Here is a 17459-nt window from a genome sequence, read left to right on the forward strand (position 1 = left end):
TTCGCCTCAGGCGCCGCCCACTTCTTTCACACGCTCCCTGTTGGTCGTGCTGCGGCTGCCCTTGAGGTGCATTTCCACATCCGTGGCGCGGTCGCCGACCTTCGTCACGGCGTCCTTCAACTGATCCTCGGTCACGGCGAGCTTCCTGGCCCATTCCGCGAGCGACGCGTCGGACACGAGGTCGATGCGGTCGGGCTCGGCGCCGCCGGGGGCATTGCGTTTGTCGTTGTCGGTCATGGTGTGTTCCTTCCTTGCGGAGCGTTGGTTCGATGGCGTGAACTTAGCGACGCCTCGCGCTCCCCCCTGTAGGCGCAAGGGGCCGACACGGGTCTGTCTGGACCGACGTGTCGGCGGCGGATCAGTTGGTGCGTTGCTCGATCGGGTCCTTGCCGCTGGCCGGCGCAGGTGAGGCGCTCTGGACGGCCGAGTCGGTCGCCGCCGGGGCGTCGCCGTCGCTGCCGCCACCACCGCAGCCGCCGATCAGGGCGGCGATGGACAGGAGGACGAGCGCGTTGAGTTTTGCGGACATGTTGATTTCTTTCTTGAATGAGGAATGAGGGGGTTGCGGCCGCCGTCGCGGCCTGGCCGCACGCCCGCCCGCGAGGCGGCCGAATGGCGCCTGACAGGCCTGAAGGCGTGCAGCGTCAGGGATGGGTGGTGGTCTGCACCACCCGTCGACATCAGTTGATGTTCGCGCCCATCGCGTGGAAGGGCTTGCCCGGGACCTTGAACGTGCCGCCGTATTCGAAGGCCGCGTTGTCGAGCAGCTTGCAGCCGCCCTTGGCCGGCGAGCAGGCCGTCGATGCCGGGTTGGTGTGCCAGACCATCGGGCCGTACAGGAAGTTGTGGATGCCCTTGCCGCCGTAGTCGGCCACGCTGAGCACGTAGCTTTCGGTGCCGTGGTTGTCGGTGTCTTCCGTCGAGATCGGGTCGATCATCCGGCTTTCCTGCAGCGTCCGTGCCACGGAGCCCGCGGCGATGTTCGCGTCGAAGCGAACCCACTGGATCTTCCGGTCGCCGCGCGAGGTCACGATCATCTCGCGCTCGACGCCGTTGGGGTAGATCTGCTGAGGAACCGCCGCCTTCTCCTTGGCGTAGGCCAGGCCGGTCGGGTTGCGCCCGACGGCCACGGAGAAGCGCTCCACGATGTCCGACGGCGCGCCGCCGGCCTGCTGGTTCAGATAACCCGACCCCAGGTCGAACACACGCAACTTGCCTTCCTGCGTGGCGATGAATGCGCGGAACGGTGCGGCGAGCGCCACCTTCACGGCGGTCGGCCGGTTGTCCAGGTCCATCACCTTGATCACCGACGGCTTCTGGCTCGGCGCGACGTCGAAGGTGTACGGCCACTGCGAGGGCTGCGTGCCGCGGTTGGCGATCATGCTGTTGAAGCCCGACTGCGATTGACCGAAGTACTGCTGCTTGTAGTACGCCAGGAGCGGGCGCAGATCGACGAACGCGGCACGCTTTTCCGACTTCGAGATCACCACCGCCATGCCGGTGCGGGCGTAGGCGTTGGCCAGGTCGCCGCTGAAGTAGCGGGCGCGAACGCTCGCGTTGTCGAGGTCGGTGTCGAAGTAGCGGCGAACGAGCTGGTAGTCGTTGTTGGCCAGGCCGGTGGACACGGAGATCTCCGTCGGTGCGCGCATGCTCTCGGGCAGGTCCACGAAGCCGATGAGCTTGATGAAGTTGTAGTTGCCCAGCCCCGGCAGGCCCGGGTAGGAACGCTTCCAGTTGCCCCAGTTGCCGCTCCATTGGGATTCGTTGGCCATGGTGCAGTTCTGGCAGCCGTCACCCAGCGCCAGCACGGCCACCTGGCCGCGCATGGCGGCCGTGTCCCACACGGTCACCAGGGCGAACTCACCGCTGTTGGTGATGGTGATGGCCGTGGGCACCTTGCCCGAAGGCAGCTGCGTGCTCATGATCGTGCTGGCGGTGTTGCTGCCGACGCTCACGATGCGGCCGTCGGCGTAGACCGCCAGGGTGTTGGTGCACCAGCCGCCGCGGCCATAGCACTTGCCCAAAGCCACCGGCTTCTCGAGCGGGAAGCTGCGCAGGTAGGTGACGATGCTCGCGTCGAGCGCGCCGCCGTCGTTGGCCACGCCGTCGTTGCGCGTCCAGCTCGGCTCGGGCTCGATCGACATCGTGTTGTGCGCCATGCTGATGGCCTGCACGGAGCCCAGGCCCGGGGCATACGACTTCTTGTAGAAGCTGCTGTCGGGCGTGGCATCGGCGATGTAGCCGAAGTTCAGGATGCTCGAGCTGTAGTCGCCCGGTTCGTAGTCGAGCGGCCCGCCGACTTGCCAGTTGCCGCACCAGCTCGTCCAGCCGCAGCCGCGGTTGCCTCGGCCGTTGGGGTTCTGGATCGACACCATGTTCATCGGCTGGCTCTGGCGCTTGCCGTAGGCCGGCAGGCCGCCCTGCGTGGCGGTGCCGTATTCCGCCGAGGACGGGCCGTAGCGGTAGGCGATGGCAGCGTCCGTGCCCATCTTCTGAGCCATGGCCTGGTACTCCGCGTTGGACACCGCGCCGTTGACCATCACGTCACCGGAAATGCCCATCACGTTCGGGCTGGCCGGGGCGGGTGCGGGTGCAGGTGCAGGTGCAGGTGCAGGTGCAGGTGCAGGTGCAGGTGCCGGTGCAGGTGCGGGTGCCGGTGCAGGTGCCGGTGCCGGTGCCGGTGCAGGTGCCGGTGCCGGTGCAGGTGCAGGTGCAGGTGCCGGTGCAGGTGCAGGCGCCGGAGCGGGCGCAGGCGTGCTGGGAGTGGACGCGGTGGCCGTGTAGCAGGACTTGCTGACGCCCGGTGCCGGGTCACCGAACAGCTGGTCGCCGCAGGTGTAGGTCCCTGCGGCCAGCACCTTGGTCACCGTCTGCGTGCCACGCCCATACACGACGCTTGTCGTCGTCGTCAGCGTGAAGCGGCCACCCTGACCGATGAGCTCCTTCATCTGCGTGGTGGAGGCGCCGGATGCAGGAGCAGGAGCAGGTGCAGGTGCAGGTGCAGGTGCAGGTGCAGGTGCAGCCGGCGCTGGCGACGCGACCGGTGTCGACGGTGCGCCATCCGAGTAGCACGACTTGGGCAGACCGGGGGCGGGATCTCCGAAGAGCTGATCGCTGCAGGTGTAGGCGCCGGCCGCCAGCGTCTTGGCGTTGAATGCGTTGTTGGCGCCGTAGCGAACCACCGTGCTGCTGCTCAGCGAGAACCCGCCGCCTTGACCGGTGAGGTAGCGGCTTTGTGCCAGAACAGAACTGGGATGGAGTGTGGCGATGGCGGCGAAGGCGCCCAGGCAGGAGACGAATAGTTTTGACACGATGGAAACGTTGGGATGGCTCGACCGTCGAACGAGGCGCAGGGCAAAGCAAAGGCCTCTTCGAGACCACTGAGCCTGTTCGACTACCGGCGAGGAAATGACAGAAGATTTGCAAACCTCTTGCGGAGGGTGCAAACGGAGAACTGAGCTGCAAGGCACGTCGGAATGCTCCGACGCCTGCTGGAGACAAGCCCCTACTCATCCTTGCGGATGCCGCGATTTGACGGTGTTGTGGAAAGTTCCGCAATCTTTTGCACAGACAGTTGCAGCTCTCACGTTTGACCGGCCGCGCCTGGCTCAGCGCCACCACACCATGTTTCAGGCGCGTAACGAGGGAATGCCGAATGCGGCCGAAACCGAAACTTTCGACCTCTATCCAATAACCAAGGACGCTAGCGGCGCGGCGCAGGCGGCACCGCCAGCGTGACCAGCCGAGGCGTCACCCGGCCCTCGTCGATCACCAACTCCGCCACCGAGATCGGCAGGCTGAAGCGCCGCGGCCCCGCGCTGCCGGGGTTGATGAACAGCACACCATCACGCTCGACCATCGACGGCTTGTGCGAGTGGCCCGAGACGACCACTCGCACATCGGCGTCGGCCGACCCCAGTTGCAGGTCGGCGATGTCGTGCACCACATGCACCGCCACGCCGCCGAGCCGGACCGTGAGCGACAGCTGAATATCCGCCGCCCACGGCGCGGTGTCGTTGTTGCCACGCACCACGCTCACCGGCGCGATCGCCGCCAACTGCGCCAGGATCTCAGGCCCGCCGATGTCGCCGCCGTGCACGATGTGATCGCTGCCGGCGAGGAAGGCCAGCGCTTCGGGGCGCAGGAGATTGTGGGTGTCGGAGATGAGGGCGATGCGGGGCATGGGCAATCCTGGTGACGCGATGGCGAACGACGCGACAAGGACGCGCTAATAGAGCGCGCCGTGTCTGGCGAGTTCGTAGTGCGTGCTGCGCCCGCTGGCAGACGACTTCATGAGCACGCCCTTGACCAGCAGGTCGTTGATGTCGCGCAGCGCCGTATCGGCGGAGCACTTGGCGATGGCGGCCCACTTGCCCGAACTGAGCTTGCCGTCGAAGCCGTCGAGCAGCCGGTTCAGCAGCTTGATCTGCCGCTCGTTGAACGACACACCCGACCAGCGCTGCCAGAACTGCGCCTTGCCCAGCACCGCGCCGACCGTCGCGTCCGCGCCTTCGATGGCGCGCAGCAGGCAGCCCAGGAACCAGGCCAGCCAGCGCGTCACATCCATCGGGCCCTTCTGCGTCGCTTCGAGCTGGTCGTAGTAGTCCTTGCGCTCGCGCTGGATCTGGCCCGACAGGCTGTAGAAGCGCTGCGGCGACCGCTCGGCCCGCGCCAGCATCAGGTCGCCCACCGCGCGCGAGATGCGGCCGTTGCCATCGTCGAACGGATGCAGCGTGACGAGCCACAGGTGCGCGAGGCCTGCATGCAGCACCGGGTCGCCCGACGACTGCGCGCCGCCTGCGTCTTCGACCCAGTGCAGAAACGTGTGCATCCCGGCTTCCAGTTGCGCTGCCGGCGGCGCCTCGTAGTGCAGCTTGCGCCGCCCTACCGGCCCCGACACCACCTGCATCGGCCCACTGGCATCGTCACGCCACGCCCCGGTGCGGATGCGGCTCAACCCGCTGTAGCCGGTCGGGAACAGCGCCGCATGCCACCCGAACAGACGCTCGGCCGTCAGCGGCTCGGCGTGCCGGCCGGTCGCATCGAGCACCATGTCGACCACGCCCTCCACATGCCGGTCGACCGGCGCCAGCGCACCGATGTCCACGCCCAGGCGCCGCGCGATCGACGAGCGCACCGCCGCCTGGTCGAGTTGTTCGCCTTCGATCGCGCTGGTCTTGACGACGTCTTCGGTCAGCACCTGCAGCGTGGCCTGCTCGCGCTGCACCAGGCCCAGTTCGCTCATCCGGCCGCGCAGATGACCTTGGGCTTGGTGTGCCGCAGTTACCTCGCTGGCACCACGTGACCATCAAGCCACAGGTCGAGTCCGCACGCGAGCGGTACGAACTGGCAAACCAGCGACGCAGAGGGAACGCGAAGCTGCCTGGCTTCTACCAAGTCCTGGCTTCCTCGTCAAAAATCTGGATGCACCAGTCCACGAAGGCTCGCAGAGGGGGCGAACGGTAGCGACTCTGCGGGTAGAGGATCGACAGAGGCTCGGCAGGTGCGACGTGATTCGGGAGGACCCGCTTCAAACTTCCCTCTGCAATCAGCGCGTCTACCATGTAGCTGGCACTTCGAATCATTCCAAGGCCGGCAACGCCGGCCGAAACGTATGCCTCGGTTTCATCGACTGCGATCTGCTCCGGCATTTCGATGGCGTGCGTCTGCTCACCCACCTGAAAGAGCCATTCCGTTGATCTTCCCGTCTTTCCGGAGATGTACCCCACTGCACGATGCCGCTGCAGTTCGTCCAGCGACGTAGGTTCGCCGTGCCGAGCCAGATAGTCGGGCGATGCACAGACGAGCCACTGGAAGGTCGCAAGCCGGCGCGCAACGAGGGTGGCGGACGGTCGCGGCTCACCAGCCCTGATGACACAGTCGAGTCCTTCCTGAACAAGGTCGGACACCGTGTCACTCAGCAGCAGCCCGATGTCGATGTTGGGATACAGGGTGGCGAATTGCGGAAGCGCCGGGATGATGAAGCGGCGCGCCAACGAGGACGTTGTGCTGACGCGGATGGCTCCCCTGATCTGCCCCGCCTGCCCCACGATCGCTGCTTCGGCGCTCTCGACGTCGCGCAGGATCGCGGTGCAGCTGTTGTAGTAGCGCAGCCCCGCATCGGTGAGGCTGAGCGCCCGGGTCGTTCGGTTCAGGAGCCGCACGCCGAGATGCGCCTCCAGATCCTTGATTGTTTTGGTGACCGTCGGTGGTGGGATAGACAGGATGCCCGCAGCCTTTTTGAAGCCATGCGTTTCGACCACGCGCGTGAAGATCTCCATAGCCTGCAGTCTGTCCATGATGCTTGTCCTCCATTCTTTCTTGACCGTACTGGGCGGCCCATTATTCGCGAATCGTGAATTTTGAAAGCGACGCCCCCGGGCTTATCGGATTGGCCCGCTGCCTCCACCATTGAACTTCACCCGGCCACGCCGGAATCATGGACGGAAGCGCATTGAGCAGCAGACAAGGAATACGCATGAATGACAAGAAAGTCGATATCGAGGACATGATCGTCCTGGGGGCAGGACAGCTCGGCATGGCCGTCTTGCGGGCCCTCGCACCCCGCGTTCGCAATGCCAGAACCCCACTCACCGTTGCGGTCGCGCCCGCGACGATCGCCAATCCATCCGAAGAGGACTTGGAACACTTGTCGGAACTTCGCGGGCTCGGTGCTGAGGTCATCGGCTTCGATCTCGCGAGCGACGGAGAAGCACTGACGGCACTGTTCAAACGATTCAGAACGGTCATCAACTGCACGGGATTCGTCGCTGGCCCCGGAACGCAGTTGAAGATCACGCAGGCCGTGCTCGACGCGGGTGTCAGGCGTTATTTCCCTTGGCAGTTCGGCGTCGACTACGACGTGGTCGGGCAGGGAAGCGGCCAGCCCGTGTTCGATGAGCAGTACGCGGTTCGCAAGGTGCTCCGTGCGCAAACAGCCACCGAATGGGTGATCGTGTCGACGGGCATGTTCACGAGCTTCCTGTTCGAGCCTGCGTTCGATGTCGTCAATCTCGAGCGTGGCACGGTGCACGGTCTCGGCAGTTGGGACACGAAGGTGACGGTGACGACCCCGGAAGACGTTGGCAAGCTGACCACGGAGATTCTGTTGGCGGAGCCACGGATCGTCGATGAGGTCGTGTATGTCGCGGGGGACACGATCTCGTACGGCCGACTGGCCGACGTGGTCGAACGGGTCACCGGTCGGGCGTTCGAAAAGATCGAGTGGGATATCGACAAGCTGCGCGCAGATCTGGCTGCGGCTCCCGACGACGTGATGACCCGCTACCGAGCAGCCTTCGCACTCGGAGCCGGCATGTGGTGGGATCAATCCCTGACCTTCAACACGCGCCAGGGTCTCGACACAGTGGACGTCGAGTCGTACCTTCTCACGCGTCAGGGCTTGCTCAGTCACCGGCGCGTTGAAAGAGCGGTTCGTCGCGGGGATGAGCTGGAGTGAGATGCTGCACGCGCGCATCCTTGGCGCGGCGTTGATGATTCCGGTGGCCCGTCATCATGGCGGGTCTCGTCATCGGTCGACGGACGAGACATTTGGCATCAGCGGTTGCGGCTATCGAGGTTGTGGGTGTCGGAGATGAGGGCGATGCGGGGCATGGGCAATCCTGGTGACGCGACGGCGAGCGACACGACGGCACCGCGCTAATTGAGCGCACCGTGTTTGGCGAGTCCGTAATGCGTGCTGCGCCCGTTGGCAGACGACTTCACGATCACGCCATTGGCCAGCAGGTCGTTGATGTCGCGCAGCGCCGTATCGGCAGAGCACTTGGCGATGGCGGCCCACTTGCCCGAACTGAGCTTGTCGTCGAAGCCGTCGAGCAGCTTGATCTGCCGCTCGTTGAACGACACGCCCGACCCGCGCTGCCAGATGTAGAGCGGCTCGAGAGACGAAGGCATGCGGGGATTGCGCTTCGAATCGCCGCATGACGTGCGGCGATTAGCCGCAAAGCGCGTGTGCGTTGACAAGGTAAAGGTCGCCGCATCAGGTTTATTGCGGCGGCAAAGCCAGCGTGACCAGCCGCGGCGTCACGCGGCCATCGTCGATCACCAGTTCACCCACCGATATCGGCAAGCTGAACCGACGCGGCCCCGCGCTGCCGGGGTTGATGAACAGCACCCCGTCGCGCTCGACCATCGACGGCTTGTGCGAATGGCCTGAGACGACCACCCGCACTTCGGCATCGGCCGGCCCCAGTTGCAGATCAGCGATGTCGTGCACCGCATGCACCGCGACGCCGCCCAGCATCACCGTCAGCGACACCGGAATGTCCGCCGCCCAAGGCGCGCTGTCGTTGTTGCCGCGCACCACGCTCACCGGCGCAATCGCCTCCAGCCGCGCCAGGATGTCCGGCCCGCCGATGTCGCCGCCGTGGACGATCTGGTCGCAACCGGCAAGGAAGGCCAGCGCTTCGGGGCGCAGGAGGTTGTGGGTGTCGGAGATGAGGGCGATGCGGAGCATGGGGGAATTGTGTCGGCGCCGACGCCATCGATCGCAGGTGGCGTGTCGCCTGGACCCCTACTGAAGCTAGCGGCGCAGTTAGAGACGCGGCTTTCCTTCGGACGCACGTCGCAACGCCCAATCGGCCATCAGGAGGCCACAACCGGGACATTTGTCCCAAGTTTCCATCCGCTCGTTCACCGGGACAGCGCGCCCTTCTTTAATTTCCCAGCTGTGTTTGCACGCGGGACAGGCTGCTTTCTGCTGACTCAGCTTAGACGCCAACAGCGAGCCGGCCACAGCACCAACTACCGAGCAAAGAAGAAACCACTTGTCGCCATGCCAAGGACTGGCGCCTAGCAACAAAGCAACCGCAGCGCAGGATACGAACCCACCTGCAAAACCGACAAAGAGGCGAATGTTTCTCTGGGATCTGTTCGAGCGCGCGCGCGACTTCTGCGTTATGGCCGCATCGGCCAACTCAGGTGTTTCGGCGGGGAAGGCAGTGGGCTTGGATGACAAGGTGTGTGGCAGCAAAAGCTGTCATTCATAGAAGCGACACGGCCAGGAGAAAACCAGCGATCAGCAAACCGTAGAACGCCATTCCAGCCACTTGTTGTCCGGTTACGGTAACGACTCTCCGACCATCCCGGACGAAACTCAATGCGCCTGCGGCTGCATGAACATTGGATTCGTTGCCCATCATCGATTCCGACCGCCACGCACCGAAGGACAGTAGGAACACCAGCATCTTGCCGGTCAGTACCAAGAAAATTTCGACAAGCGCTTCCATCCAAGTGCTTCCATAGCGAGGGAGTGCGTCACCGCGAGGCTGACTTCAGTCGGAATTTATCAGCCACGTTGCCGCCCGCGTGCGGACGGCACAAAGTCACATCCCAGTACGGACAGCGCGCGTTTGCAGGTCTAGTCAGACGGCGCTCAGGCAGGCATGATCGTTTGTAAACAAATGCTGCCTCAGGCAAACCATGGCCGTCCTCATCCCCTCGTTGAGTGCCAGCGCGTCCCGCATGACCACGGGCGAGCGTCGCTTGGCCGAACGGCTGGAACAGAAGCTCGATAGCGACTACCTGCTCTGGTACGACGTGCCGGTCGGGCCGAAACGCTCGCACCCCGACTTCATCGTGCTGCACCCGCTGCGCGGGCTGCTCATCCTGGAGGTGAAGGACTGGCGGCTCGAAACCATCCAGAAGGCCACCCGCGGCATGTGGGAGATCGTGCCCGGCGGCGAACTGAAGTCGGTCAACAACCCCTTCGAGCAGGCGCGGCACTACGCCGAGGAAGTGGTCGACGCGCTCAAGCGCGACCCGCAACTGGTGCAACCCAGCGGCAAGTGGCAGGGCATGCTGACCTTTCCGTGGAGCTACGGCGTCGTCTTCAGCCACATCACGCGACGGCAGTTCGAATCCAGCGGACTGCAACACGCCATCGACGGCCACCGCGTGCTGTGCGCCGACGAGATGCAGGAGAGCGCAGACCCCGAAGCGCTTCAAAGCCGTCTTTGGGGCATGTTCCCCATGCTCATGCGCGGCGCGCTGACCCTGCCGCAGATCGACCGCGTGCGATGGCTGCTGTTCCCCGAGGTGCGCGTGAACTCGCAGCGGAGCCTCTTCGACAGCAGCAACGCTGACCAGGACGAAGCGGTCGAACGCGCACTGCCCAGCATCCTGAGCGTGATGGACCTGCAGCAGGAGCAACTGGCACGCAGCCTGGGCGACGGCCACCGCGTGATCCACGGCGTGGCCGGCTCGGGCAAGACCATGATCCTCGGCTACCGCGCCGAATTCCTGGCCCAGGCCGCGAACGCAGCCAAGCCCGTGCTCGTGCTTTGCTACAACGAGCCGCTGGCCGTGAAGCTCGCCTCGGTCATGGAAGCCAAGGGCCTGACCGAGCGCGTGCACGTGCGCAACTTCCACAAGTGGTGCCGGCAGCAACTCGTCGCCTTTGGCCAGGAACTGCCGCCGCAGAAGATGGCGACCGGCGCCAAGATGGATGACATGGTCGACCGCGTGATCCGCGCCGTCGACCGCAAACACATCCCCTCGGGCCAGTACCTCGCCGTGCTCATCGACGAAGGCCACGACTTCCGCCCCGAATGGCTGAAGCTGGTGACGCAGATGGTCGACCCAAGCACCAACAGCCTGCTGCTGCTGTACGACGACGCGCAGAGCATCTACGAGCGCCAGCGCAGCAAGCAGTTCAGCTTCAAGAGCGTCGGCATCCAGGCGCAAGGGCGCACCACGGTGCTGAAGATCAACTACCGCAACACGCGGCAGATCCTGCAGACCGCCAGCCAGATCGCGGGCGGCCTGCTCACCGCCGAGAACTCCGAGCAAGGCGAAGACGGCATCCCGCTGCTGTTACCCGTGAGCTGCGGCCGCGAAGGGCCGGAGCCGATGGTGATCAACCTGCCGACGCTGCACGAGGAAGCCGCGAAGGTGGCCGAGTTGCTGAGTGCGGCGCATCAGGAAGGGCATGCGTGGGGCGACATGGCCGTGCTATGTCGGCACCACGACGGGATGGAGGAATGCGCGCGTGCGCTGACGCGTCGCAGATTGCCGCATCAGGTGCGCCACAGGTCGGGGGATTTCAGGCCACTGGAGGACAGCATCAAGGTGATGACGATGCATGTCAGCAAGGGCTTGGAGTTTCCGATCGTGGCGGTAATGGGGCTCAACGAATCGTCTACCAAGCAGGACGACGTGGAAGCGGAAGCGCGGCTGCTTTATGTGGCGGCGACGCGAGCTACACAGAGACTTCTTATTGCGACGACGACGCCAGCGTGACTGGCCGAGGCGTCACGCGCTCACCGTGAATCAGCAGTTCGCCACCGAGATCGACAAGCTGAGGCAACGCGGCCGCGCGCTCCGGGATTGCTATGGCGAACGAACCGGCGGGCGAATCACGCCGGCATTGCAGACAATCCGATTCGGATCAGAACTAAATGCGAGGAGAAGAATGTGGGGACGATACGGCGGTTGGTGCTAAAGAATTTCAAGCGCTTTAAGGCGCTCGAACTGGAATTTGATCCAGAGCTGAACATCCTGGTTGGCGGCAACGAAGCCGGCAAGAGTTCGGTGCTGCAGGCCATAGACATCGTGCTGAGCGCCAGTCGCAGCAAGGTAGAGGGCATCGGACTCGAAGCGCTGTTCAACACCTACTGCATCGCCGAGTTCCTCGCCGGCGCGAGGAAGATCGCTGAACCCGACGCAGCCGGCCAGCCTGAAAAATCTCAACCCGGGCACCGCCGAGTTTTTCATGAAGGCGCCCGACAACAACGTCCTGGAGCTGGCATTGTGCAAGAAGGCGATCCTGGTCGAGGGAGACGCGGAGTTCATCTTGATGGAGGCCCTCTACGAGATCAGCACACCCGGGCGCAGCCTGGATGCCGACGGCATCCATGTGATCTCGGTCGATGGCACCAGCTTCAAGCGCTACCTCGAACTTGCCAAGCTGCTGGGCATCAAGGTCGCGGTAATCCGCGACAACGACAAGGACCATGCAGCCAACTGCGTCGCGAACTACGTAGACCACGTGTCTGCATCCATCCAAGTCTTCGCGGATCCCGACAACGCCCGCAATACCTTTGAAGTCTGCATGTACCAGGACAACCGGGCCGCCTGCGAAGAGCTGTTCGCGGCGGGCCGCAAAACCCTGAGCGTCGAGGACTACATGCTGAAGAACAAGACCGATGCCGCGTTCCAGTTGCTGGAGAAGAAGGGCGCCGTGCTGGCAGCCCCGGGCTACATCCAGCAGGCGGTGGCATGGATAAGAGCGTAGTCTTTGCGGTTGCCGGGTCGGGCAAAACCACCCGCCTTGTCAATGCGCTGGACGAGGCGCGGCGCTTCTTGCTGGTCACGTACACCGAGGCCAACTACGACAACCTGCGCGTCAAGGTCATCGAACGCTTCGGCTACCTGCCGCCGAACATCGCTATCTACACCTACTTCCGGTTCCTGCACAGCTTCTGCTATCGGCCGTTCCTGCGCTCCAAAAAGAACACGCGCGGCATCACCTTCAACACGCCTGAGCGGTTTCCGGTATACCCCCTGACCAATGACCGGCGCTATATGTCGGCCGGCCGGTGGCTCTACGCGAACCGCCTTGCCAAGTTCATCGAGCAGTCCGGCTTAGTCCCTGCGGTGGTAGCCCGGATCGAAAAGTATTTCGATGTCTTCTTCGTCGACGAGGTCCAGGATTTCGGTGGGCATGACTTCAACTTCTTGCTGGACATCAGCGCGGCCCAGGTGAACATGAGCTTCGTCGGCGACTTCCACCAGCACACCTTCGACACGAGCCGTGACGGCAACGTGAATGCCAACCTGCATGCGAGCTACGACGTCTACAAGAAGAAGTTCGAGCGGGCTCGACTGAAGGTCGATACCGACAGCCTCAAGCGCAGCCGCCGCTGCAGCAAGAGCGTCTGCGACTTCATCTCCCAGAAGATCGGCATCGACATCCAGGCGCATGACGACCGCACCAGCATCGTGCGCTTCGAGGACGACCCTGCAGCAGTTGCGGCCGTCTACCGGGATTCTGGGACCGTCAAGCTGTTCTACAAGGAACACCAGAAGTACGGCTGCTTCTCCCAGAACTGGGGCGCGTCAAAAGGCATGGACCGCTACGAACACGTGTGCGTGGTGCTGAATCCTGGCAATGTGAAAGCATGGGACGCCGGTAGCTTTCGTGACATCAATCCAGAGACGCGCAACAAACTATACGTCGCCTGTTCCCGCGCGAGAGGCAACCTTACGTTCGTCCCTGAATCCCTGCTAAAGGTCTACAAGCGCTCCTGAGTACTACGCGCCTCACGAGAGGCGGCGGCTTGGGCGCAGTCGCCGCATCCATCGCGTTGGCGCTCACCACAGGTTGTTAGTTGCCACGAGCAGACTTTGGCAGCTGGCTGAGCAATGGGAAAGGGGGCACAGCTGTCGTTCGACTCCCTGAGGCCGAACGGCAGCAACCAGTCTGAAGCCGTCTATCAGAAGCCAGCGAGTACCCACCCGTCCACGCTTTCGCAGGGCGGACTAAACCCGTGCCGCCGTTCGCCTCAACGCCGCCCGAATCGTCGACAACCCGCGCAGCAAATGCGCATCCAGTTCCTCCAGCATCGCGTTCAGGTCATCCCCAATCGCCAGCTTCAGGAACAGCTGGTGGTTCTCCGCATAGTCCGGCTTGGGCGTGTGCGTAAGCCGGCACACGGCGAATCCGAGCTGGATCTTTTGCGTCATCTGCTGCCACACGTCGAGCAGCAGGTGGTTGCCGCAGCGTTCGTAGACCAGGCCGTGGAAGTGCGCCTCGGCGGCGCTTTCTCGGTTGAGGTCGCGGTTGGCGACGGCCTCGGCCAGGGCTTCGTAGCGGGCGGTCATCTCGGTGCGAAACGCGGCGTCGCGTTGTGGCCAGAGGCGGATGAAGGCCTGCTTCTCCATGATGCGGCGCACCTCGTACACGTCGCTCATCGTGTTTTCGTCGATGTCGGCGACGTAGGTGCCGGCGTAGGGGCGGTTCACGACCAGGCCGGTTTCGATGAGCTCGCGGATGGCTTCGCGCAGCAGGCCGCGGCTCACGCCGAACTGGGTGGCGAAGTGGCTTTCGACCAGCTGGGTGCCGGGCGCGATCTGGCCTGTGAGGATGGCGGTACGCAGGGTCTGGGCGACGTAGTCGCGGCGGGTGGCAGAAGGCGCGGGTGCGAAGTCGGGGAGAGGGGTATGGGTCGCCATCAGGGTGAGGTGTTCGTTCGTGTGGCGCTCAGGCGCTGCGCAACGCTAAACGTTTTTCAAGTCGGCCCGCGGCCCAGGCGCCGGGGTAGATGAGCACGAAGTAAATCACGGCCACGGCGGTGAGCATTTCCAGCGGCCGGTACGACACGGCGCTGAGCGCGCGGCCCTGGTACATCAGCTCGTGCACGGCGATGACGGACGCGACCGAGGTGTTCTTCGCCAGCTCGATACCGCGGTTGGTAAAGGCCGGCAACATGCGCTTGAGCACCTGCGGCAGCACCACGCGGCGCAGCACCTGCGTGCGCTGCATACCGATGGCGAGCGCGCCTTCCCACTGGCCCTTGGGCAGCGACGCGATGCCGCCGCGGAAGATCTCCGAGCAGTACGCCGACGCGTTGAGCGTGAGTCCCAGCAGGGCCGCGACGTAGGGGCTCAGCTGCACGCCGGTGACGATCGGGAACGCATAGAAGAACCACACCAGCTGGATGAGGATGGGGATGTTGCGGAACAGTTCCATGTAGCCGCGCGCCGCCGCGCCGACCCAGCGGTTGCCCGACCGCGCGCCCAGCGCGATGAGCACGCCGACGAGCATCGCCGCCGGAAAGGCCACCGCCCACAGGCCGGCCGTGACGCCCACGCCGCGCAGCAGCACGGGCCAGTTCTGCAAGACGGCCGAGAAATCCCAGGTGAAGTCCATGGCGGGTCAGGCTCCCTGCGGCCGGGTCGACACGCCCAACCGGTGTTCGAGCGCGCGGGCGCCGATGCTCAGCACCAGCAGCGTGCAGAAGAAGATGGCCGCGACCACGGTGTAGACCTCGAGCGGGCGAAAGGTGATGGAGTTGACCTGCATCGCCTGGTACAGCAGGTCGGAATACGCCAGCGTCGACGCCAGCGCGGTGGTCTTGATGAGCTCGAAAGACCGTTCGATGAAGGGCGGCACCATGCGCGCCATGGCCTGCGGCAGCACCACGCGGCGCAGCGCCTGGTGCGGCTGCATGCCGATGGCACGGGCGCCTTCCCACTGGCCGCGCTCGACCGACGCCACGCCGCCGCGGAACACCTCGGCGAAGAAAGCGCCCGATTGCGTCGACAGCGCGATGACGGCCGCCACGTAAGGGTCGAGGCTCACGCCGATGAGCACCGGCAGGGCATAGAAGGCCCAGAAGAAGTGCACCAGCGGCGGCGTGTTGCGATAGAACTCGATGAACCACAGGGCGGGCAGTGCGAGCCAGCGCTTGCCCGACAGGCGCAGCGTGGCCAGCACGATGCCGAACACCACGCCCACCGCGATGGCGACGGCCGCGATCTTCATCGTGCCGACGAAGCCGGCCATCAGCATGTCGCGGTGCGCCCAGACGCCGCTGAAGTCCCATTCGTAGTTCATCGTTCTGCCGCTTGACTCGCTTTACTGACCCAGCGTTTCCTTCATCACGCCCGGCACGGTGGCCGCGTCGATGTTCTTGGTCTTCAGGTACTGCGCGTACAGCGCCTGCGTCTGGCCCGAGGTGTAGAGCTTGCCGACGATGGTGTTGAGCTGGTCGCGGAAGGCGGTGTCGGTTTCGCGGCGGATGCCCACGCTGGTCGGCAGCGCGACGACCGGTTGCGGCACCACCACCTTGCCCTTGCGGATCTTCGAGTACGCGATGACCAGCGCCGGGTGATAGAAGCCGATGGCGTCGACGCGGCCCGACATGAAGGCGGCCACGGTCTCGTCGGTGTTGGTGAAGCGCTCGATCTTGGCCTTGGGCAGGCGCACGGTCAGGTCGCGGTCGGTGGCGGTGCCCAGGGCCACGCCGATGCGCACGTCGGGCTTGTCGAGGTCGGCCCAGTTCTTGGCGGCGAGGCCGTCTTTCGTGAGCACGCCTTGCGCGTACCAGAGCAGCGGGTTGGCCGGGAAGTCGAGCGCCTTCTTGCGCTCCTCGGTGGCGTCGAGCACGAACATCGCGTCGATCTGGCCCGACTGCAGCGCGGCCACGCTGTTGCCCCAGGTGGTCTCGACCGGCGTCATCTTCACGCCCATCTCCTTGGCGACCTGCTCGCCCAGCAGCACGCCCAGGCCGGTCCACTTGTCGGCGGCCGGATCGCGGAAGTACCACGGGTCGCCGGGCGCGACGCCGATGCGCAGCTCGCCGGCCGACTTGACCTTCTGCAGGGTCTGCGCGGACGCGGCAAGGCTGCCGAGCGACAGGGCGGTGGCGAGCGTGACGGTGAGGGCACGGCGCAGGAACGAGGTGTGGGCGTTCATGGTGTTTCCGGTGGCAGGTTGAGGGAGGTGGGGTGAACGTGGGGTGAAAGGGAAATCACTCGGCGCCCGGCAGCGTGCCGTGCGCGTCGCTGTCGCTCGCGATGTAGGCGCGGTAGAGCGCGTCGAGCCGCTGCGTGACCGGGCCGCCCGGCACCAGCGCGCGCCCGTCGACCGATTGCACCGGCGTGATGCCGGCCAGCGTGCCGGTGACGAAGGCCTCGTCGGCGGCGTACACCTCGGCCAGCGTGAAGTCGCCTTCGAAGACCTCGATGCCCGCTTCGCGCGCCAGCCGCGCGATGGTGGCGCGGGTGATGCCGTTGAAGCAGTAGCGGCCCGACGACGTCCACAGCGCGCCGTTGCGCACGACGAAGAAGTTGGTCGAGTTGCAGCTGGCGACGAAGCCGTGCGGGTCGAGCATCAGCGCCTCGTCGGCGCCGGCCTGGATCGCCTGGATCAGCGCCTGGATGAAGTTGAGCCGGCTGTGCGAATTGAGCCGCAGGTCGAACACGTCGGGCCCGCTGCAGCGGAAGGTCGAGGTGAAGAGCTTCAGCCCCTTCTGCTTGGCCTCGGGCGTGACGACCTTGTGCTCGGCCACGCACACGATGGTGGCGCTGCCGATGATGAAGCGCGGGTCCTGGTTGGGCGTCTTCTTCACGCCGCGGGTGACCATCAGCCGCGCGTGCGCGCCGTCGCGCATGTTGTTGCGAAGGAACGTGTCGGTCACGACCTTCTTGATCTGCTCCTTGTTCATGCCGATGTCGAGCGAGATCGACTTGGCGCCTTCCCACAGGCGGTCGATGTGCGCGTCGAAAGACACGATGCGGCCATCGACCAGCCGCACGCCTTCCCACACGCCGTCGCCGCAGACATAGCCGGCGTCGAACACCGACACGGTCGCCTGCTGGCGCGGCACGAAGTGGCCGTTGACGTAGACGAGCACCGCGTCGTTGCGGTCGTCGGGGGTGTAGGCCTGGGAACTGGTCTTGGAAAGCTGGGAGGAGGCGCTGTCGACGGACATGGT

The 17459-nt window shown here is 64.8% G+C and carries 17 protein-coding genes and 3 pseudogenes; 6 read left to right on the forward strand and 14 right to left on the reverse strand.

Features of this window, described 5'->3' with window-relative positions:
* Window positions 1-6 precede the first annotated feature (6 nt).
* The 6 genes and pseudogenes from N8A90_RS14160 to N8A90_RS14185 form a co-directional block, all read right to left on the reverse strand.
* The gene (locus N8A90_RS14160; RefSeq protein WP_262075564.1) at window positions 7-237 is read right to left on the reverse strand and encodes a DUF3606 domain-containing protein; all 231 of its coding nucleotides are present in this window, start codon (window positions 235-237) and stop codon (window positions 7-9) included.
* 121 nt (window positions 238-358) lie between these two features.
* Window positions 359-529: a hypothetical protein gene (locus N8A90_RS14165; RefSeq protein WP_262075565.1), complete on the reverse strand. Its 171-nt coding sequence runs from the start codon at window positions 527-529 to the stop codon at window positions 359-361.
* Window positions 530-680: 151 nt separating this feature from the next.
* Window positions 681-3311, reverse strand: a complete 2631-nt coding sequence (locus N8A90_RS14170) for a hypothetical protein (protein WP_262075566.1) — start codon at window positions 3309-3311, stop codon at window positions 681-683.
* A 392-nt stretch (window positions 3312-3703) separates the two neighbouring features.
* The gene (locus N8A90_RS14175) at window positions 3704-4183 is read right to left on the reverse strand and encodes a metallophosphoesterase family protein (protein WP_262075567.1); all 480 of its coding nucleotides are present in this window, start codon (window positions 4181-4183) and stop codon (window positions 3704-3706) included.
* A gap of 45 nt (window positions 4184-4228) precedes the next feature.
* Window positions 4229-5287: pseudogene (locus tag N8A90_RS14180) on the reverse strand (Fic family protein); the annotation flags it as partial.
* A 103-nt stretch (window positions 5288-5390) separates the two neighbouring features.
* A complete protein-coding gene (locus tag N8A90_RS14185) occupies window positions 5391-6299 on the reverse strand; it encodes a LysR family transcriptional regulator (RefSeq protein ID WP_262075568.1) in 909 nt (302 codons plus the stop codon).
* 179 nt (window positions 6300-6478) lie between these two features.
* On the opposite strand from N8A90_RS14185, the gene N8A90_RS14190 reads away from it, so the two are divergent.
* Together N8A90_RS14190 and N8A90_RS14195 are read left to right on the forward strand one after the other, a co-directional pair.
* Window positions 6479-7459, forward strand: a complete 981-nt coding sequence (locus N8A90_RS14190; protein WP_262075569.1) for an aromatic alcohol reductase — start codon at window positions 6479-6481, stop codon at window positions 7457-7459.
* On the forward strand, window positions 7422-7598 hold the full coding sequence (locus tag N8A90_RS14195) for a hypothetical protein (protein WP_262075570.1): 177 nt from the start codon (window positions 7422-7424) through the stop codon (window positions 7596-7598). Before N8A90_RS14190 ends, N8A90_RS14195 begins: the two co-directional genes overlap by 38 nt.
* Window positions 7599-7659: 61 nt before the next feature.
* On the opposite strand, the pseudogene N8A90_RS14200 reads toward N8A90_RS14195, so the two are convergent.
* The 3 genes and pseudogenes from N8A90_RS14200 to N8A90_RS14210 all read right to left on the reverse strand — a co-directional run.
* A pseudogene (locus N8A90_RS14200) lies at window positions 7660-7884 on the reverse strand (DUF4172 domain-containing protein); the annotation flags it as partial.
* Between the two features lie 121 nt (window positions 7885-8005).
* Entirely contained in the window at window positions 8006-8476 is a 471-nt protein-coding gene (locus N8A90_RS14205; RefSeq protein WP_262075571.1) for a metallophosphoesterase family protein, read from the reverse strand.
* 526 nt (window positions 8477-9002) lie between these two features.
* Window positions 9003-9248, reverse strand: a complete 246-nt coding sequence (locus N8A90_RS14210) for a hypothetical protein (RefSeq protein ID WP_262075573.1) — start codon at window positions 9246-9248, stop codon at window positions 9003-9005.
* A gap of 193 nt (window positions 9249-9441) precedes the next feature.
* Between N8A90_RS14210 and N8A90_RS14215 the strand changes: the two genes are divergently transcribed.
* The 4 genes and pseudogenes from N8A90_RS14215 to N8A90_RS14230 all read left to right on the forward strand — a co-directional run bounded on the left by N8A90_RS14215 (window position 9442) and on the right by N8A90_RS14230 (window position 13269).
* A complete protein-coding gene (locus tag N8A90_RS14215) occupies window positions 9442-11259 on the forward strand; it encodes a DEAD/DEAH box helicase (protein ID WP_262075574.1) in 1818 nt (605 codons plus the stop codon).
* A gap of 195 nt (window positions 11260-11454) precedes the next feature.
* A pseudogene (locus N8A90_RS14220) lies at window positions 11455-11535 on the forward strand (hypothetical protein); the annotation flags it as partial.
* A 196-nt stretch (window positions 11536-11731) separates the two neighbouring features.
* Window positions 11732-12253, forward strand: a complete 522-nt coding sequence (locus N8A90_RS14225; RefSeq protein ID WP_262075705.1) for an ATP-dependent endonuclease — start codon at window positions 11732-11734, stop codon at window positions 12251-12253.
* Window positions 12238-13269: a DNA helicase UvrD gene (locus N8A90_RS14230; protein ID WP_262075575.1), complete on the forward strand. Its 1032-nt coding sequence runs from the start codon at window positions 12238-12240 to the stop codon at window positions 13267-13269. Before N8A90_RS14225 ends, N8A90_RS14230 begins: the two co-directional genes overlap by 16 nt.
* A 231-nt stretch (window positions 13270-13500) precedes the next feature.
* On the opposite strand, the gene N8A90_RS14235 is transcribed toward N8A90_RS14230, so the two are convergent.
* Genes N8A90_RS14235 through N8A90_RS14255 form a run of 5 tightly spaced genes read right to left on the reverse strand, consistent with a single transcriptional unit; the run spans window position 13501 to window position 17456 of the window.
* Window positions 13501-14193 (reverse strand): GntR family transcriptional regulator, encoded by a 693-nt coding sequence (locus tag N8A90_RS14235; protein WP_262075576.1) that lies wholly within the window; start codon window positions 14191-14193, stop codon window positions 13501-13503.
* A 28-nt stretch (window positions 14194-14221) separates the two neighbouring features.
* Window positions 14222-14890 (reverse strand): amino acid ABC transporter permease, encoded by a 669-nt coding sequence (locus tag N8A90_RS14240; RefSeq protein ID WP_262075577.1) that lies wholly within the window; start codon window positions 14888-14890, stop codon window positions 14222-14224.
* Between the two features lie 6 nt (window positions 14891-14896).
* The gene (locus N8A90_RS14245) at window positions 14897-15577 is read right to left on the reverse strand and encodes an amino acid ABC transporter permease (protein WP_262075578.1); all 681 of its coding nucleotides are present in this window, start codon (window positions 15575-15577) and stop codon (window positions 14897-14899) included.
* A 21-nt stretch (window positions 15578-15598) separates the two neighbouring features.
* Window positions 15599-16438 carry a transporter substrate-binding domain-containing protein gene (locus tag N8A90_RS14250; protein ID WP_262075579.1) on the reverse strand — a complete coding sequence of 280 codons (840 nt, stop codon included), beginning with the start codon at window positions 16436-16438 and terminating at the stop codon, window positions 15599-15601.
* Between the two features lie 55 nt (window positions 16439-16493).
* Window positions 16494-17456, reverse strand: coding sequence for an aminotransferase class IV (locus tag N8A90_RS14255; protein WP_262075580.1), 963 nt, complete (start codon window positions 17454-17456; stop codon window positions 16494-16496).
* Window positions 17457-17459 lie beyond the last annotated feature (3 nt).

This window comes from Variovorax sp. N23, from assembly GCF_025486315.1.
Lineage (GTDB): Bacteria > Pseudomonadota > Gammaproteobacteria > Burkholderiales > Burkholderiaceae_C > Variovorax.

Excerpts from the sequence above, each read along its gene's own strand:
- N8A90_RS14160 (WP_262075564.1), bottom strand. The coding sequence starts at position 237 with ATGACCGACAACGACAAACGCAATGCCCCCGGCGGCGCCGAGCCCGAC.
- N8A90_RS14165 (WP_262075565.1), bottom strand. The coding sequence starts at position 529 with ATGTCCGCAAAACTCAACGCGCTCGTCCTCCTGTCCATCGCCGCCCTG.
- N8A90_RS14175 (WP_262075567.1), bottom strand. The coding sequence starts at position 4,183 with ATGCCCCGCATCGCCCTCATCTCCGACACCCACAATCTCCTGCGCCCC.
- N8A90_RS14185 (WP_262075568.1), bottom strand. The coding sequence starts at position 6,299 with ATGGACAGACTGCAGGCTATGGAGATCTTCACGCGCGTGGTCGAAACG.
- N8A90_RS14190 (WP_262075569.1), top strand. The coding sequence starts at position 6,479 with ATGAATGACAAGAAAGTCGATATCGAGGACATGATCGTCCTGGGGGCA.
- N8A90_RS14205 (WP_262075571.1), bottom strand. The coding sequence starts at position 8,476 with ATGCTCCGCATCGCCCTCATCTCCGACACCCACAACCTCCTGCGCCCC.
- N8A90_RS14210 (WP_262075573.1), bottom strand. The coding sequence starts at position 9,248 with ATGGAAGCGCTTGTCGAAATTTTCTTGGTACTGACCGGCAAGATGCTG.
- N8A90_RS14215 (WP_262075574.1), top strand. The coding sequence starts at position 9,442 with ATGGCCGTCCTCATCCCCTCGTTGAGTGCCAGCGCGTCCCGCATGACC.
- N8A90_RS14225 (WP_262075705.1), top strand. The coding sequence starts at position 11,732 with ATGAAGGCGCCCGACAACAACGTCCTGGAGCTGGCATTGTGCAAGAAG.
- N8A90_RS14230 (WP_262075575.1), top strand. The coding sequence starts at position 12,238 with ATGGATAAGAGCGTAGTCTTTGCGGTTGCCGGGTCGGGCAAAACCACC.
- N8A90_RS14235 (WP_262075576.1), bottom strand. The coding sequence starts at position 14,193 with ATGGCGACCCATACCCCTCTCCCCGACTTCGCACCCGCGCCTTCTGCC.
- N8A90_RS14240 (WP_262075577.1), bottom strand. The coding sequence starts at position 14,890 with ATGGACTTCACCTGGGATTTCTCGGCCGTCTTGCAGAACTGGCCCGTG.
- N8A90_RS14245 (WP_262075578.1), bottom strand. The coding sequence starts at position 15,577 with ATGAACTACGAATGGGACTTCAGCGGCGTCTGGGCGCACCGCGACATG.
- N8A90_RS14250 (WP_262075579.1), bottom strand. The coding sequence starts at position 16,438 with ATGAACGCCCACACCTCGTTCCTGCGCCGTGCCCTCACCGTCACGCTC.
- N8A90_RS14255 (WP_262075580.1), bottom strand. The coding sequence starts at position 17,456 with ATGTCCGTCGACAGCGCCTCCTCCCAGCTTTCCAAGACCAGTTCCCAG.